Source organism: Pseudomonas sp. BN411 (genome assembly GCF_029871235.1).
Classification (GTDB): Bacteria; Pseudomonadota; Gammaproteobacteria; order Pseudomonadales; family Pseudomonadaceae; genus Metapseudomonas.
The window spans coordinates 1-16,005 of sequence record NZ_SSOM01000039.1; the positions used below are offsets into that span (position 1 = coordinate 1).

The 16,005-nt window shown below is 58.3% G+C and carries 11 protein-coding genes, 2 tRNA genes and 2 rRNA genes; 2 read left to right on the plus strand and 13 right to left on the minus strand.

All coding sequences use genetic code 11. The annotated features are described in order from the left end of the window. Nucleotides 1–78: 78 nt before the first annotated feature. The 13 genes from E8F06_RS05095 to E8F06_RS05155 all read right to left on the minus strand — a co-directional run bounded on the left by E8F06_RS05095 (nucleotide 79) and on the right by E8F06_RS05155 (nucleotide 13,569). A 23S ribosomal RNA gene (locus E8F06_RS05095) occupies nucleotides 79–2,969 on the minus strand. A gap of 227 nt (nucleotides 2,970–3,196) precedes the next feature. Continuing rightward, nucleotides 3,197–3,272: transfer RNA gene (locus E8F06_RS05100), tRNA-Ala, on the minus strand. A 32-nt stretch (nucleotides 3,273–3,304) separates the two neighbouring features. Next, nucleotides 3,305–3,381: transfer RNA gene (locus tag E8F06_RS05105), tRNA-Ile, on the minus strand. Between the two features lie 65 nt (nucleotides 3,382–3,446). Continuing rightward, nucleotides 3,447–4,983: ribosomal RNA gene (locus tag E8F06_RS05110) — 16S ribosomal RNA — on the minus strand. Together the 16S and 23S rRNA genes with 2 tRNA genes alongside form the textbook arrangement of a ribosomal RNA operon. 719 nt (nucleotides 4,984–5,702) lie before the next feature. Further along, entirely contained in the window at nucleotides 5,703–6,068 is a 366-nt protein-coding gene (locus tag E8F06_RS05115) for an STAS/SEC14 domain-containing protein (RefSeq protein WP_190832321.1), read from the minus strand. A gap of 91 nt (nucleotides 6,069–6,159) precedes the next feature. Continuing rightward, entirely contained in the window at nucleotides 6,160–6,990 is an 831-nt protein-coding gene (locus E8F06_RS05120; RefSeq protein ID WP_280364835.1) for a phytanoyl-CoA dioxygenase family protein, read from the minus strand. 62 nt (nucleotides 6,991–7,052) lie between these two features. Further along, nucleotides 7,053–8,441 carry an amino acid permease gene (locus E8F06_RS05125; protein WP_280364837.1) on the minus strand — a complete coding sequence of 463 codons (1,389 nt, stop codon included), beginning with the start codon at nucleotides 8,439–8,441 and terminating at the stop codon, nucleotides 7,053–7,055. A 365-nt stretch (nucleotides 8,442–8,806) separates the two neighbouring features. After that, nucleotides 8,807–10,279 carry an aldehyde dehydrogenase family protein gene (locus E8F06_RS05130; RefSeq protein ID WP_280364839.1) on the minus strand — a complete coding sequence of 491 codons (1,473 nt, stop codon included), beginning with the start codon at nucleotides 10,277–10,279 and terminating at the stop codon, nucleotides 8,807–8,809. A 10-nt stretch (nucleotides 10,280–10,289) separates the two neighbouring features. Next, nucleotides 10,290–10,424, minus strand: a complete 135-nt coding sequence (locus tag E8F06_RS05135) for a hypothetical protein (protein WP_280364841.1) — start codon at nucleotides 10,422–10,424, stop codon at nucleotides 10,290–10,292. Between the two features lie 416 nt (nucleotides 10,425–10,840). Further along, the gene (locus E8F06_RS05140; RefSeq protein ID WP_280364844.1) at nucleotides 10,841–11,440 is read right to left on the minus strand and encodes a putative adenosine monophosphate-protein transferase Fic; all 600 of its coding nucleotides are present in this window, start codon (nucleotides 11,438–11,440) and stop codon (nucleotides 10,841–10,843) included. Further along, nucleotides 11,440–11,610 (minus strand): YhfG family protein, encoded by a 171-nt coding sequence (locus E8F06_RS05145; RefSeq protein WP_280364847.1) that lies wholly within the window; start codon nucleotides 11,608–11,610, stop codon nucleotides 11,440–11,442. Before E8F06_RS05145 ends, E8F06_RS05140 begins: the two co-directional genes overlap by 1 nt. A gap of 934 nt (nucleotides 11,611–12,544) precedes the next feature. Further along, nucleotides 12,545–13,333, minus strand: coding sequence for a LuxR family transcriptional regulator (locus E8F06_RS05150; RefSeq protein WP_280364848.1), 789 nt, complete (start codon nucleotides 13,331–13,333; stop codon nucleotides 12,545–12,547). A gap of 11 nt (nucleotides 13,334–13,344) precedes the next feature. Beyond that, nucleotides 13,345–13,569 carry a YdaS family helix-turn-helix protein gene (locus E8F06_RS05155; RefSeq protein ID WP_280364850.1) on the minus strand — a complete coding sequence of 75 codons (225 nt, stop codon included), beginning with the start codon at nucleotides 13,567–13,569 and terminating at the stop codon, nucleotides 13,345–13,347. A 108-nt stretch (nucleotides 13,570–13,677) separates the two neighbouring features. On the opposite strand from E8F06_RS05155, the gene E8F06_RS05160 reads away from it, so the two are divergent. Continuing rightward, the gene (locus E8F06_RS05160) at nucleotides 13,678–14,376 is read left to right on the plus strand and encodes a LexA family transcriptional regulator (protein ID WP_280364852.1); all 699 of its coding nucleotides are present in this window, start codon (nucleotides 13,678–13,680) and stop codon (nucleotides 14,374–14,376) included. A gap of 460 nt (nucleotides 14,377–14,836) precedes the next feature. Then, nucleotides 14,837–15,987, plus strand: a protein-coding gene (locus E8F06_RS05165) for an IS3 family transposase (RefSeq protein WP_280363247.1) whose coding sequence is annotated in 2 segments (ribosomal slippage) — nucleotides 14,837–15,080 and nucleotides 15,080–15,987 — 1,152 coding nt in all. Because the reading frame shifts where the segments join, the coding sequence is not laid out codon by codon here. Nucleotides 15,988–16,005: the final 18 nt, after the last annotated feature.

Genomic DNA, 16,005 nt, shown 5'->3' on the forward strand with positions numbered 1-16,005 from the left:
TTTTGCGGTTCAGGCCAATTTTCGGTCTGTCGACTTCAACCAGTCGCACCCACAATCACCAGATTGTTTGGGTGTTATATGGTCAAGCCTCACGGGCAATTAGTATTGGTTAGCTCAACGCCTCACAGCGCTTACACACCCAACCTATCAACGTCGTAGTCTTCGACGGCCCTTTAGGGGATTCAAGATCCCAGTGAGATCTCATCTTGAGGCGAGTTTCCCGCTTAGATGCTTTCAGCGGTTATCTCTTCCGAACATAGCTACCCGGCAATGCCACTGGCGTGACAACCGGAACACCAGAGGTTCGTCCACTCCGGTCCTCTCGTACTAGGAGCAGCCCCTCTCAAATCTCAAACGTCCACGGCAGATAGGGACCGAACTGTCTCACGACGTTCTAAACCCAGCTCGCGTACCACTTTAAATGGCGAACAGCCATACCCTTGGGACCGGCTTCAGCCCCAGGATGTGATGAGCCGACATCGAGGTGCCAAACACCGCCGTCGATATGAACTCTTGGGCGGTATCAGCCTGTTATCCCCGGAGTACCTTTTATCCGTTGAGCGATGGCCCTTCCATACAGAACCACCGGATCACTAAGACCTACTTTCGTACCTGCTCGACGTGTCTGTCTCGCAGTCAAGCGCGCTTTTGCCTTTATACTCTACGACCGATTTCCGACCGGTCTGAGCGCACCTTCGTACTCCTCCGTTACTCTTTAGGAGGAGACCGCCCCAGTCAAACTGCCCACCATACACTGTCCTCGATCCGGATGACGGACCAGAGTTAGAACCTCAAGCATGCCAGGGTGGTATTTCAAGGATGGCTCCACGAGAACTGGCGTCCTCGCTTCAAAGCCTCCCACCTATCCTACACAAGCAGGCTCAAAGTCCAGTGCAAAGCTACAGTAAAGGTTCACGGGGTCTTTCCGTCTAGCCGCGGATACACTGCATCTTCACAGCGATTTCAATTTCACTGAGTCTCGGGTGGAGACAGCGCCGCCATCGTTACGCCATTCGTGCAGGTCGGAACTTACCCGACAAGGAATTTCGCTACCTTAGGACCGTTATAGTTACGGCCGCCGTTTACCGGGGCTTCGATCAAGAGCTTCGCTTGTGCTAACCCCATCAATTAACCTTCCGGCACCGGGCAGGCGTCACACCCTATACGTCCACTTTCGTGTTTGCAGAGTGCTGTGTTTTTAATAAACAGTCGCAGCGGCCTGGTATCTTCGACCGGCATGGGCTTACGCAGTAAATGCTTCACCCTCACCGGCGCACCTTCTCCCGAAGTTACGGTGCCATTTTGCCTAGTTCCTTCACCCGAGTTCTCTCAAGCGCCTTGGTATTCTCTACCCAACCACCTGTGTCGGTTTGGGGTACGGTTCCTAGTTACCTGAAGCTTAGAAGCTTTTCCTGGAAGCATGGCATCAACCACTTCGTGTTCTAAAAGAACACTCGTCATCAGCTCTCGGCCTTGAACACCCGGATTTGCCTAAGTGTTCGGCCTACCACCTTAAACTTGGACAACCAACGCCAAGCTGGCCTAGCCTTCTCCGTCCCTCCATCGCAGTAACTAGAAGTGCGGGAATATTAACCCGCTTCCCATCGACTACGCATTTCTGCCTCGCCTTAGGGGCCGACTCACCCTGCGTCGATTAACGTTGCGCAGGAACCCTTGGTCTTTCGGCGTGCGAGTTTTTCACTCGCATTGTCGTTACTCATGTCAGCATTCGCACTTCTGATACCTCCAGCAAGCTTCTCAACTCACCTTCACAGGCTTACAGAACGCTCCTCTACCGCTCGTCTTACGACGAACCCGTAGCTTCGGTGTCTAGTTTGAGCCCCGTTACATCTTCCGCGCAGGCCGACTCGACTAGTGAGCTATTACGCTTTCTTTAAAGGGTGGCTGCTTCTAAGCCAACCTCCTAGCTGTCTAAGCCTTCCCACATCGTTTCCCACTTAACTAGAACTTTGGGACCTTAGCTGACGGTCTGGGTTGTTTCCCTTTTCACGACGGACGTTAGCACCCGCCGTGTGTCTCCCACGCTGACACTTCCAGGTATTCGGAGTTTGCATCGGTTTGGTAAGTCGGGATGACCCCCTAGCCGAAACAGTGCTCTACCCCCTGGAGTGATACGTGAGGCGCTACCTAAATAGCTTTCGAGGAGAACCAGCTATCTCCGAGCTTGATTAGCCTTTCACTCCGATCCACAGGTCATCCGCTAACTTTTCAACGGTAGTCGGTTCGGTCCTCCAGTCAGTGTTACCTAACCTTCAACCTGCCCATGGATAGATCGCCCGGTTTCGGGTCTATACCCAGCGACTAAACGCCCTATTAAGACTCGCTTTCGCTACGCCTCCCCTATACGGTTAAGCTCGCCACTGAATATAAGTCGCTGACCCATTATACAAAAGGTACGCAGTCACCTAACAAAGTAGGCTCCCACTGCTTGTACGCATACGGTTTCAGGTTCTATTTCACTCCCCTCTCCGGGGTTCTTTTCGCCTTTCCCTCACGGTACTGGTTCACTATCGGTCAGTCAGTAGTATTTAGCCTTGGAGGATGGTCCCCCCATATTCAGACAAAGTTTCACGTGCTCCGTCCTACTCGATTTCACTTCCTGGACCCTTTCGCGTACGGGGCTATCACCCACTATGGCCGCACTTTCCAGAGCGTTCCGCTAAAATCCAAGAAGCTTAAGGGCTAATCCCCGTTCGCTCGCCACTACTAAGGGAATCTCGGTTGATTTCTGTTCCTCAGGGTACTTAGATGTTTCAGTTCCCCTGGTTCGCCTCTTGCACCTATGGATTCAGTACAAGATACCTAGGTTATCCTAGGTGGGTTCCCCCATTCAGAGATCTCCGGATCAAAGTCTGTTTGCCGACTCCCCGAAGCTTATCGCAGGCTACCACGTCTTTCATCGCCTCTGACTGCCAAGGCATCCACCGTATGCGCTTCTTCACTTGACCATATAACCCCAAGCAATCTGCTCGTGATCATAGGGGTGAAGACGACATTCGCCGAAAATTCGCGCTTGAACTCGCAAATTTTACCTTGAATTATTGAGTGCAGTGAAACACTCAACAAGTCACTTCTATCACATACCCGAATTTTTAAAGAACGATTCTGAAGCAAAGTTCAGAATTCAATATCCCGCTCGAGATATTCAATTCTGGACTCTTGGTCAGCCTGGAGATGGTGGAGCCAAGGAGGATCGAACTCCTGACCTCCTGCGTGCAAAGCAGGCGCTCTCCCAGCTGAGCTATGGCCCCAATGTCAACCGGTCATACGACCCCGCGACAATTGGTGGGTCTGGGCAGATTCGAACTGCCGACCTCACCCTTATCAGGGGTGCGCTCTAACCAACTGAGCTACAGACCCAATCGCCTTCGCAATTGAATCAAGCAATTCGTGTGGGAACTTATGAAGAAGCTGATGTCTTCGATTAAGGAGGTGATCCAGCCGCAGGTTCCCCTACGGCTACCTTGTTACGACTTCACCCCAGTCATGAATCACTCCGTGGTAACCGTCCCCCTTGCGGTTAGACTAGCTACTTCTGGAGCAACCCACTCCCATGGTGTGACGGGCGGTGTGTACAAGGCCCGGGAACGTATTCACCGTGACATTCTGATTCACGATTACTAGCGATTCCGACTTCACGCAGTCGAGTTGCAGACTGCGATCCGGACTACGATCGGTTTTATGGGATTAGCTCCACCTCGCGGCTTGGCAACCCTTTGTACCGACCATTGTAGCACGTGTGTAGCCCTGGCCGTAAGGGCCATGATGACTTGACGTCATCCCCACCTTCCTCCGGTTTGTCACCGGCAGTCTCCTTAGAGTGCCCACCATAACGTGCTGGTAACTAAGGACAAGGGTTGCGCTCGTTACGGGACTTAACCCAACATCTCACGACACGAGCTGACGACAGCCATGCAGCACCTGTGTCTGAGTTCCCGAAGGCACCAATCCATCTCTGGAAAGTTCTCAGCATGTCAAGGCCAGGTAAGGTTCTTCGCGTTGCTTCGAATTAAACCACATGCTCCACCGCTTGTGCGGGCCCCCGTCAATTCATTTGAGTTTTAACCTTGCGGCCGTACTCCCCAGGCGGTCGACTTATCGCGTTAGCTGCGCCACTAAGATCTCAAGGATCCCAACGGCTAGTCGACATCGTTTACGGCGTGGACTACCAGGGTATCTAATCCTGTTTGCTCCCCACGCTTTCGCACCTCAGTGTCAGTATCAGTCCAGGTAGTCGCCTTCGCCACTGGTGTTCCTTCCTATATCTACGCATTTCACCGCTACACAGGAAATTCCACTACCCTCTACCGTACTCTAGCTCAGTAGTTTTGGAGGCAGTTCCCAGGTTGAGCCCGGGGATTTCACCTCCAACTTGCTGAACCACCTACGCGCGCTTTACGCCCAGTAATTCCGATTAACGCTTGCACCCTTCGTATTACCGCGGCTGCTGGCACGAAGTTAGCCGGTGCTTATTCTGTTGGTAACGTCAAAACAACCAGGTATTAACTAGCTGCCCTTCCTCCCAACTTAAAGTGCTTTACAATCCGAAGACCTTCTTCACACACGCGGCATGGCTGGATCAGGCTTTCGCCCATTGTCCAATATTCCCCACTGCTGCCTCCCGTAGGAGTCTGGACCGTGTCTCAGTTCCAGTGTGACTGATCATCCTCTCAGACCAGTTACGGATCGTCGCCTTGGTGAGCCTTTACCCCACCAACTAGCTAATCCGACCTAGGCTCATCTGATAGCGTGAGGTCCGAAGATCCCCCACTTTCTCCCGTAGGACGTATGCGGTATTAGCGTCCGTTTCCGAACGTTATCCCCCACTACCAGGCAGATTCCTAGGCATTACTCACCCGTCCGCCGCTCGCCGGCATCCCGAAGGACCCGCTGCCGCTCGACTTGCATGTGTTAGGCCTGCCGCCAGCGTTCAATCTGAGCCATGATCAAACTCTTCAGTTCAATACTGCTTGGGTTTTGAGAAAACCCTAAACTTGGCTCAGCAATCGCAAATAAACTCTCGAATTCACGAGTGTTACTTGTGATGCTGATAATCAGTCGACTATCAGTCTTACCTCACAAGCACCCACACGAATTGCTTGATTCAGTTGTTAAAGAGCGTTTCGATCAAGTCTTTCGTCTCAACCGAGGCCGCGCATTCTACGCTAGCCGTTCTTGCTGTCAAGCTGTTTTTTCGAAATTTTCGTTTCTACTCAACCGCTTGCGCTTCCGATCCGATTCACTCTTCTCGTCAGCGGGAGGCGCATTCTACAGCGTTCAAACTCGCTGTCAACACCTCCGATTCAGCTTCATTCGCCAGTGGCGAACTGTTCGAAGCGAACCCTTCCAGCCCCTTCGCCAAACACTTAACTCATTGATCTAAAAGGAGTTTTGCTTGGCGACTGCGCCGGAAGAGGTGCGCATTATAGGGATGCAAAATCTGCCGTCAACACTTATTTGAAAACTTTCTGCCATGCCGTTCGAACACTGTCCGCGCCCTCCCTCCTCTCTCCTATATATAGAAGGAACCCGCCCAGGCTCCGTAGGGCATGCCGGCGCCTCCCACACCGAAGTCAGCCCCGCCGGGTGGGCCACTTCCAACAGACCGAACCAACGAACACGAGCGGCAGAAACAAAAGCGCCGCCCGAAGGCGGCGCATGTCGGGCGAAACCTGGCAGGGCTAACGCTGTAGCCATGCTTCGGCTTCAGCGGTCTGCTGTGAACCGAATGCTTTGATCGTCAGCCCCGGAATCAGCGCTCCCTCGACCTCGCTCACCTTTCTCACCCATTCCTTGTCGGCCACGACCGCCATTCGATCGAAACGCCTGACCACCTTGAACAACTGCGGAATCTGAGAAACCTCAACCGCCATTGCTCCCAGCGTAGGCATCTTGAATTCACCGACCCGATACAGCATCCGGCCATGAGCGATGCCTTCGGACTGCTGCGCCAACTGCTCTATCCCGGTTCGCATTTCACTGCTGTCCAGCTTGCCGGCAAAGTTGACGTCGACACGGTTCTCGCCAATTCGCATTACCTGGAACATAGCAACACCTCCTTAAGGGAGTGTGTCTTTCACGATACGCCGCCTGCTGGAAACGACAAGGTGATCACAGGCGGCGTAAAGAACCCACCCGTCACACCACCCTGGGCCAGAGCACCGGGAACAGCGGGTGATTCAGCGGCGCTCCATCAGCGAGCTGGTCGACCAGCCCAGGAAACTCTGGCGAGGTTTTCCAGGCCCGCGGTGCGTGGCGCATGTCATCTCCGAGGAAGCGCAGGGAGAACGCCCGCCGACGCCGTTGCCCGCCCACCCCACCAGAGGCATGGAGGGTCAACATATGAAAGAACACCGCATCTCCCGGCTCCAGTTCCCAGCCCAGAATGTTCCAGCTCCCCCGATCCGCCTCTATATCCGGCAAGTCCGCCAGAGTGCCCTCCGGGAACCATCTGGCCTGGTTGTCCAGGAAACTCCGTGGCATGAGCCAGGGCCCCAGATGCGAACCGGCAACAAACTCCAGCGTCGACTCCCGCGCCACCGGATCCACCGGCATCCACATGCTGCAGTTCTGCTTGCCGTCCACGTTGTAGTAGGGCTGGTCCTGGTGCCAGGGCGTTCGTTGACGGGTATTCGGCTCCTTCACCAATAAGTGATCGTGGTACAGACGCGCTCCGCCACCTCCCATCAACTGGGCCGCTACCGAGCCCACGCGACTCTCGAAAATGAAGCGCCGGTACTCCTCTATATCCCGCCAGTTGCAGAAATCCTCGAAGAACCAGCCCGGGTCGTCCGGGCTGCTGGCCACCTTGGCCCGCTCGCTGGGGGTCGCGAGGTTGCGCTCGATGCCCCGCTCCAGCAGTGCCACCTCATCGGCCGTGAACAACTGTCGAACGCACACCGCGCCATCGCGCTGGAAATCCTCGATGAGCGCATGCGGGAGTTCGAATTCAAAGCTGTGCTGCGTCATGCAACCACTCCTCTCTTCCTGGAAGTAACCACGGTTCTGGAACATCGCGCCGCCAGGACTGCTCACGGCAGTTCAAGCTCGGGCTGCGCGGCCTGGTTCGGCCTTACCCAGGCCCAGTAGGCCAGGGTGAGGACAACGAGCCAGGCTGCGCCGATGTAGAGCGCGGTGCGGGTGTCGGGGAACGCCGCCAGCACCACGAAGATAAACAGCATGAAGGCGATGGCCAGGTACTGCCCGTATGGCCAGAGCGGAACCGGAAAGCCAAGGGAACCAACCTCCTCGCTGCTCATGCTGCGGCGCATGGAAATCTGCGAGAGCAGGATCATCAGCCACACCCACACCACCGAGAAGGTCACCAGCGAGGCGAACATCAGGAACAGCTCGTTCGGCAGCAGGTAATTGAGCAGCACGCCAAGCAGCAGCGTCAGCGCCATCACCAGCACGGTCATCCAGGGCACACCATGCTCAGACAGGCGAGCGAAGACACGCGGCGCCTGTCCATTCCCGGCCATGCCGAAGAGCATGCGACCGGTGCTGAAGATGTCGCTATTGATGGCGGAAATCGCCGCCGAGATCACTACCAGGTTGAGGATGCTGGCGGCCGACTCGATGCCCAAGCCGCTGAATATCTGCACGAAGGGGCTGCCCTGGCTGCCGATTCGCGGCCAGGGGTAGATGGCCATCAGCACCAGCAGCGTCAGCACGTAGAACAGCAGGATTCGCAGCGGCACCGAGTTGATGGCCTTGGGAATCATCCGCTGTGGGTCCTTCGCCTCGCCGGCGGTGAAGCCGATCACCTCGATGCCGCCGAAGGCGAACATCACGATGGTGAAGGAAGCGATCATCCCCTCCACTCCATTGGGGAAGAAGCCACCATGGGCCCACAGGTTGCTGAGCGAGGCGTCGCCGCCACTACCGTCACCCAGCTGAATACCGAACATCAGCACGCCCGCTCCGGCGACTATCATCGCCACGATCGCCAACACCTTGAGCAACGACAACCAGAACTCCAGCTCGCCGAAGATCCGCACGCTGCAGAGGTTCAAGGCCGAAATGAACAACACGATACCCAGCACCCAGATCCAGCGCGGCGCATCGGGAAACCACAGGCCCATGTAGACGCCGAACGCCGTCACGTCGGCCAGGCACACCATCATCATCGAGAAGGCGTAGGTCCAACCGGTGAGAAAGCCCAGGTAGCGCCCCAGGTAGCGGCTCGCATAGTGACCGAAGGAACCGGCCACCGGCGTGCGCACTGCCATCTCCCCCAGGGCACGCATCACCAGGTAGATCGCCGCGCCCCCGATCAGGTACGCCAGCAGCACCGAAGGGCCCGCGCGCTGGATGGCCGCCGCCGAACCGTAGAAGAGCCCCGTGCCGATGGCGGACCCCAATGCCATGAAGCGGATATGCCGTGCGTTCAGGCCGCGGCGCATTGCAGAGCGTTCCATTGCATCCCTCTTTATTGTTTTTATCGATAGGCGCTCGACTCAGAGGGCTTCGGATACCGGCCCCTGACCAAGTCAAGGCCACGCTAGCAACGGCCTTGCGGGCCGACCATATGCCACCGGCTCTCAGTGCTGTAGGAGAATTCGCAGTGGGTGAAGCGATATGCGCCCAACGATCAGGATTCCGTAGCCCGGATGACATCCGGGGAAAGCCCGCCATCGCCTCCCGGATTGCATCCGGGCTCCATGGCTGCCTCAGGCCGGCGTAGTCGGTCTTCCCTTGTTCGATCAACAGGCACCTCGACCAGCCGCGTCGCTGAGGCGACGTCCGCCCCGCTCCCGCTGCATCGACAGTAGCGTTCCGCGCCCTACTTCAAGTGCCACCGCCACGGCTCATCACCGCAGTACTGGGTCACCTGCTTCAGCGCCAGGTAATTCTCCAGCCCCCAACGCCCCAGCTCCCTGCCGATGCCGCTCTGCTTCATGCCGCCCCAGGGCGCCTGAGTGAAGGTGGGTGGCGAGCAGTTGACCCAGGCCGTCCCGGCACGCAGCCCGTTGGCGACGCGGGCGGCGCGCTCCAGATCGGTGGACATCACGGCAGCCGCGAGGCCATAGCGGCTGTCATTGGCCAGTGCCAGGGCCTCCGCTTCTGTCTTGAAGCGCCTAACGCAGAGAACCCGGCCGAATGTCTCCTCGCGCCAGAGCGGGCTCCTGATGTCGGGTTCATCGAAAATGGTCGGCTCGACGAAGTAGCCCCTCGGCAGATGGCGCGGACGGACGCCACCGGTGAGCAGCGGTGCGTCCGGCCGGCCTTGGTCGATCGCGCCCATGACCTTCCTGTAGTGACCCGCGCTGACCAGTGGCCCAAGCTGCACGCCCTCCTCCAGCCCCGGACCTATGCGAATGTCACGGGCAGCTTCCACCAGGCGTTCCAGCAGACGAGGGGCGATTTCCTCCTGTACCAGCAGGCGCGAAGTGGCGCTGCACACCTGGCCCTGGTTCCGGAAGATGCCGAACAGGATCCATTCCACTGCCGCTTCGATATCGACGTCGTCGAACACGATGAGCGCCGACTTGCCGCCCAACTCCAGGCTGATGTTCTTGATGTCGGCAGCGGCCGCCGACATGACCTTCGACCCCGTCGGCACGCTGCCGGTGAAGGCCAGCTTGTCCACGCCCGGATGCCGGGCCAGGGCCGCGCCGGCTTCCACACCGAAGCCCGGCACGATGTTCAGCACGCCCGGCGGGAGGCCGATCCGGCTCGCCGCCAGCCCCAGTTCGAGCGCACTCAGTGAAGTGAGCTCCGACGGCTTAAGCACGCAGGTAGCCCCGGCCGCCAGCGCGGGAGCCACCTTCCGTGCTGCCATCAACAGCGGGAAATTCCAGGGGATGATCTGCCCCGTCACGCCCACCGGCTCATGGCGGATGCGGCAACTGAAGCGCGCATCCCCCACATCCAACGGCTGGTCCTGGCGCTCGTCCAGCTCCCGCGCCAGATTGGCGTAGTAGCGGAAGCAGCCGATGGCGTCGGCCACATCGCGTTCCGCCTCTGGCAGGGGCTTGCCGTTGTCGCGAACCTCCAGCACCGCCAGCTCCTGCTGACGCCGCTCCAGGTTGTCGGCCAGCGCTTCCAGAACGCTCGCCCTCTCGCTTCCCCGCGTCTTTCCCCAGTCCCTCTCGAAAGCCCTACGGGCGGCCTTCACCGCCAGATCAACGTCCTCTACTCCAGCCGCCGACAGCGCCGCAATGCACTCGCCCGTCGCCGGGTCAATGCTGCTGAACTGGCTCCCCTGCTTCGGCGTAACCCAGCGCCCGTCGATATAGAGCGTTGCCTCATTCATGGTGATTCCTTCACGCGTTGTCGTGGCGCAGGGCCCAGGAGATTTTCAGCATCCGGCGGCCCGCCTCCCTTCCTTGGCGTATCGGCTTGAAGATCGAACTGATCGCCTCGAGCGCGGCCGTACCGGCCAGCAACTCGATCTGCACAACACGGCTAGGAGCAAGTGAGGAACAACGCTACCAACGGCCCAGCGGAGGGCCCATATGGCACTGGCGTAATGGCCAACTCACAAAGATGTAGGTCATTTCGTAGTGCGTAGCGCGGATGCAATCCGGGGAAATCCCGCCACCACTCCCGGAGTGCATCCTGGCTACGGAACCTCGAAAGCAATCCGAGCCACCAACGCCCCATGCACAACCAGCCCCCCGTAGGAGCGAGCTCTGCTCGCGAATTTCCCAGCCACAAATGCTTCGCGAGCAAGCTCGCTCCCACAGGCAGAAGCCCGTGCGGCAATCGTAGGTTGGGGCCGGCGGCATTCCACGAGCAAAGCAATACCCATGCGAGGCCAACCACTCCGAGCATCTCAAGCCAAAGCAACGAGTTCTAAAGGGACGACAGCCAACTACTCACCAATCGGCTGCCCAATACACCGCTCGAAGATGCGGATCAACGCGCCGTAGTCGCAAACCACGGCATCGACGTTTGCCTGCAGCCACTCACCCTCCCCCACCGGCCACCAACTGATCTCGTAGCCGGCGTTGACGATGAGGTGCTCAAACAGGATGCGCTGCGCCCTGCCGTTGCCGTCGCGAAAGGGATGGATCATGTTCAGGTCGCCGAAGTGCTCGGCGGCAGCGGCAACCAGGACGCCGCGCTCAAGTCCCTCGAGCCAGTTGGCACCTGCCAGTACGGCAAAGATTTTCTTGGCCTCGGGCTCGACGCGGGTGACATTGCAGAAGTGCGTACCACCCTTGGAGATATCCAGCGTGCGCAACTCGCCGGCCCAGTCGTACAGGTCGCCGAACAGCTGTCGATGGATACGTTGGAGCGCAGGCAGATCGTAGGGAGGCGGCGCGAAATCGATTTCGCTGGCGGCAATTTCGGAGAGGGCGCGCTCCGCTTCGTTGAGCGCATCGTCGTCGGTCAGACCCAGTTGATTACGCAGAACCGTCGTGCCGGGATAGCAGTACGGGTCCTGGCCTGTACCGTACTTGTCGACCATCAGTCCTGCCTGGCGCGGTACGCACTCAGCACGGACTCACGGGAAGGCAACTTGCGCTCGGCATCGGCCGGCGTCACATCAAAGCCTTCCAGGCGCAGGCTGGCCGCGTAATTGGATTGGCGTGCCTTGGCGTAGTAGGCCTTCTTGGCCTGCAGGGACGGGGTTGGCATTGGCGGGCGTCTCTCGCAATCGAGGACGCAATTATAGCGGATGAGGTTTTGGACGGCCCAATGGGAGAAAGTCAGCAAGCTCAATGCCCTACCGGACTGCGAGCGCTCAGGCGCGAGTCACCCCTCGCCCTCTGGGAGAGGGGCCGGGGGTGAGGGCAGTTGCCGGCTTACTCTGCGCCAATCCCCTTCGCGTCAGCCGGGATGCCGACCTCTGCCCTGTTGGCGATCACGTCACGCAGCATAGTCACGGGCCCAAGCAGCCAGATCTGGGCAGCTGGATGACCACCTGAAGCCTGCGCGCGCCGAGATCAGCGATCTTCGGCCATAGCTGCGACACCAGGTCGCAATGGTCATTTCACAGAACCATGACATGCTCCAGGTGCACGCACGAAGGCGATTTCGACGGTTCGGAAACGACCGGTTTCGACTTCATGTGCCCAACGTCGGCTTTTCGCAGCTATCAGCATTGTTCGGTTCATCCCCTCAAATCAGGAGGTCCGCCATGAGTGCACGCTTTTCGGTGAAACGGGTCCCACGGGTTGGCGTCAGAGGGATCAAGAAGGGTGAGGATCACGGAGCAAACGCGCTGGATGCCTGCTGGTACCGGATCATCGACAGAGCAACTGGCGACTTCGTCGGTGGCAGGCATGCAGAACAAGCCGTGGCGCATGATGAGTGCGAGAGGCTGAACAACAGGACGAGATGCGCGTGATCGTGCTACCTGGTAAAGCCCCGTTCTGTACGGGGCTGCTGCAGGTTGCCAAACCATCTACCTATTGAGACGAATTCGTACATACCTCCCTCACGTACTGCTTCCCCCTCGATCACGGCTTCCGTTCTCTGAATGCCGATTCGTATATCTGCAAGACACTGCCCGCTAGCGAGATCAAGCCCGACTCTTCCTGCACCAGCGCCGTCAACGGGGTCGGGGTGATTACCCGCCCTTGAGCTCCCTGATAAACACCGCCAGCAACTCCGCCTGGCTGCCAATCTCCAACTTGTCGTAAAGGTTCTTGCGGTGGACCTTCACCGTTCCTCGCTGGATGCCCAGCAACTCAGCAATCGAGCTATTGGTGTACCCCTGCAATACCAAGCGTGCGACCTGACGTTCACGCGGACTCAACACCTCCCGCCCAAACTGGTCAAACGCATTGCGAACCCGCTCATCCAGGTCATAAGCAACACGCTGCTCCTGCGGCCGATGCGCCTGCCAAGCCGAACGCACCACCTCATCCACCACCGGTACCGCACTGCGAAATAGCCGCAGCTCCTCTTCGCTGAACGCAAGCCTCCCCCGCCGACGCATCAGCGACAGTACCGCCCTGCCCTTGCCCTCCAGACTGGTGAAAAAGCCCAGCTCCTCAAACAGGCCTAAGCGACGGTAATAGCTGCGGAAGTACTCGCTGGCATAGAAACCCTTGGGCGCCAGGCTCCGCATGCTGTACAACCCCTCCGCCTGGCCGCCCAGGCTGGCAAGGTAGAACGGATCTAGCCGATAAGGCCCGGTCTGGTACTCGTGCACGAAGAATTGCCGCAGGTGCGCCGGGAAGGTGTCGAACAGCGACAGCGGCAGATAACGCCCTTCGTAGATGAACAGCACGAAATGATCGACGAAGCCCAGGCGCTGCAGCCAGATAGTCAACGCCTGAAGTTGGTGCTGGCCGGGAGGTTGCGTGAGGACGGCAGCGACATCGCGGGTCCATTCGGTTAGCTGTCCGTGCATGGGACGAAGCCTCAAACCTCAGCCTCTTCAGGCTCTCGGGGGTAGAGATCCGGCCTCAGCTCATGCCTCGTCACCTGCGCGCCTACCGCCGCCTCGATCTGCAAGACCCGCTCGGCCGGCACGTGGCCCGTCGCACACATTCTTTGCACGGCTTGGGGCTTGCAGCCAATAAGCCTCGCCAACGCCGACTGACCACCAACTACATCCGCTGCGCGTTGAGCGGGATTCTGTTTCACGGATCCACCTCCATCCCTGGGCAACAACCGAAAGCTACAAAACCAAAGGGCATATTACAACTTATAATTGCAATGATAGTTACAACCATCGGTTGTATGGTTGGCGCCATGAAAACGATCGGATCTCGAATTGCGGCGGCACGCATTAGGAAGGGAATCAACCAATCCGCGCTCAGCAGATTGGTGGGAGTCAAACCGCAATCCGTTCAGGCCTGGGAGGCCGACAGGAACACCCCTCGCCCCAAAAGGCTTGGCCAAATCGCTGCGGCCTTAGATGTATCGGTGTCGGACCTGGTCGATGGCAGCGGTGTCGATGCAGAGTCGCGTCCCCGGCCCAGTCTCGAGAAACAGGCGAAGAATGTCCGCCGCGCCTCCTATCCGAAGGATGGCGAAATTCTGATTCAGAGATACGAACTGCCTGACATTCTCCAGGAGCAGACGCCGACCGACTATATCGACCTGGTGAACGACATCACCGTCGGTATCCGAGAGCTTGACGGGTTGGGCCTCAAGTACAGCGATCCCGCCAACCTCTCCATCATCACCGCCTGGGACCAGTCGATGGAGGGCACGATCCACGACAAGGACCTGCTATTGATCGATCGTGGTGTGAACCAGTACGTCGGCGACGGCATCTACCTCGTCGCCTGGGCTGAGCATCTGTTCATCCGGCGCCTGCAACTGGCCGGAACCGACAAGCTGGAGCTGATTGCGGACAGTCCAACGCACAAGGATCGGGTGGTGCCAGCGGGCAAAGTGGCTATCCATGCCAAAGCGTTGTTGGTCTGGAAGGCGGGGAAGCTGTAGAGGGACAGGTCGGCGCTACGGCGGGGAGTGCCATGTCCATGGCCCGCCGACTAAGGCTTTGGCATGGCAGGCGCTACCCGCCGGGTGCTGGAACAACGAGCTGTAGCCGCTCCTCCTTGAACAGTGAATCGACCAGAACCGCCGAATAGGTTTCTCTGCCAGCTCGGCAATTTCTTCGACACGGGTAACTGTGTATGAAACCGCCAAAAGGTTTCGCTAGAAAGCTGGCTGGTCCGCTCAAAATCTCTAATCCGTGAAACCTTCTCACTAAGCGTGAAACGGATGCACCAAAAAGGGCTGCCATTTGGCAGCCCTTTTTTTGTTCTCTAGACGGCCATGCTCGTTTGATAGGGAGCGACGGAACGAGATGAATTTTCGGGCTCCAGATGGCGTTGACTTGAATCGCCCCTAGTTTCGTAGACACCTCCAAGCCTCATAATGAGGCCCGTTAGGAGGTGCCATGAGCAACCAGCGTTACCCCGAAGAATTCAAAATCGAAGCGGTCAAGCAAGTGACCGAGCGCGGCCTCCCCGTAGCCGAGGTGGCAGCGCGGTTAGGCATGTCGGTGCACAGCCTGTATGCCTGGATCAAGCGCTACGGCAAGCCCCAGGCGCAGCGGCAGCAAGAAGATGATCAGCAGGCCGAACTGCGTCGTCTACGCGCCGAACTCAAGCGAGTGACCGAAGAGCGAGACATCCTAAAAAAGGCCGCCGCGTACTTTGCCAAGGAGTCCGGCTGAAGTACGCCTTCATCAGCAAGCTGTCGGTGGAGTACCCGGTACGGCGTCTCTGCCAGACCCTGAAAGTGCATCCCAGCGGTTACTACGCCTGGCTGGCCGAGCCGAAATCCGTACGCGCCAAGGAAGATCAGCGCCTGCTCGGGTTGATCAAACATGCCTGGCTGGAAAGCGGTGGGGTCTACGGCTATCGCAAGATTCACGACGACCTGCGTGAGCTGGGAGAGTCCTGTGGCCGGCACCGCGTGGCTCGCCTGATGCGGGGAGAAGGGCTGCGCTCGCAGACCGGCTATCGTCGGCGCCCCGGCTATTACGGCGGCCGGCCAACGGTAGCTTCGCCCAATCGCCTGGAGCGGCAGTTCAACGTCAGTGAACCGAACAAGGTCTGGGTCACCGACATCACCTACATCCGCACCTATGAGGGTTGGTTGTATTTGGCGGTGGTGCTGGATCTGTTTTCACGCCAGGTGATCGGCTGGTCGATGAAGCCACGGATGTGCAGCGACCTGGCCATCGATGCCCTGTTGATGGCGGTCTGGCGGCGCAAGCCCAAGCAGGAAGTGATGATCCACTCCGACCAGGGCAGCCAGTTCAGCAGCTCGGATTGGCAGAGTTTCCTCAAGGCCAACAACCTGATCAGCAGCATGAGCCGACGCGGCAACTGCCACGACAACGCGGTAGCGGAAAGCTTTTTTCAGTTGCTGAAACGGGAACGCATCCGACGGAAGACCTACGGCACCCGCGAAGAAGCTCGGAGTGATGTGTTCGATTACATCGAGATGTTTTATAACCCCAAACGCCGGCACAGCAGCGCTATGCAGCTATCGCCAGTGGAGTTTGAAAAGCGCTATTTCCAGAGCTTGGAGAGTGTCTAGGAAAGCCGGGGCGATTCA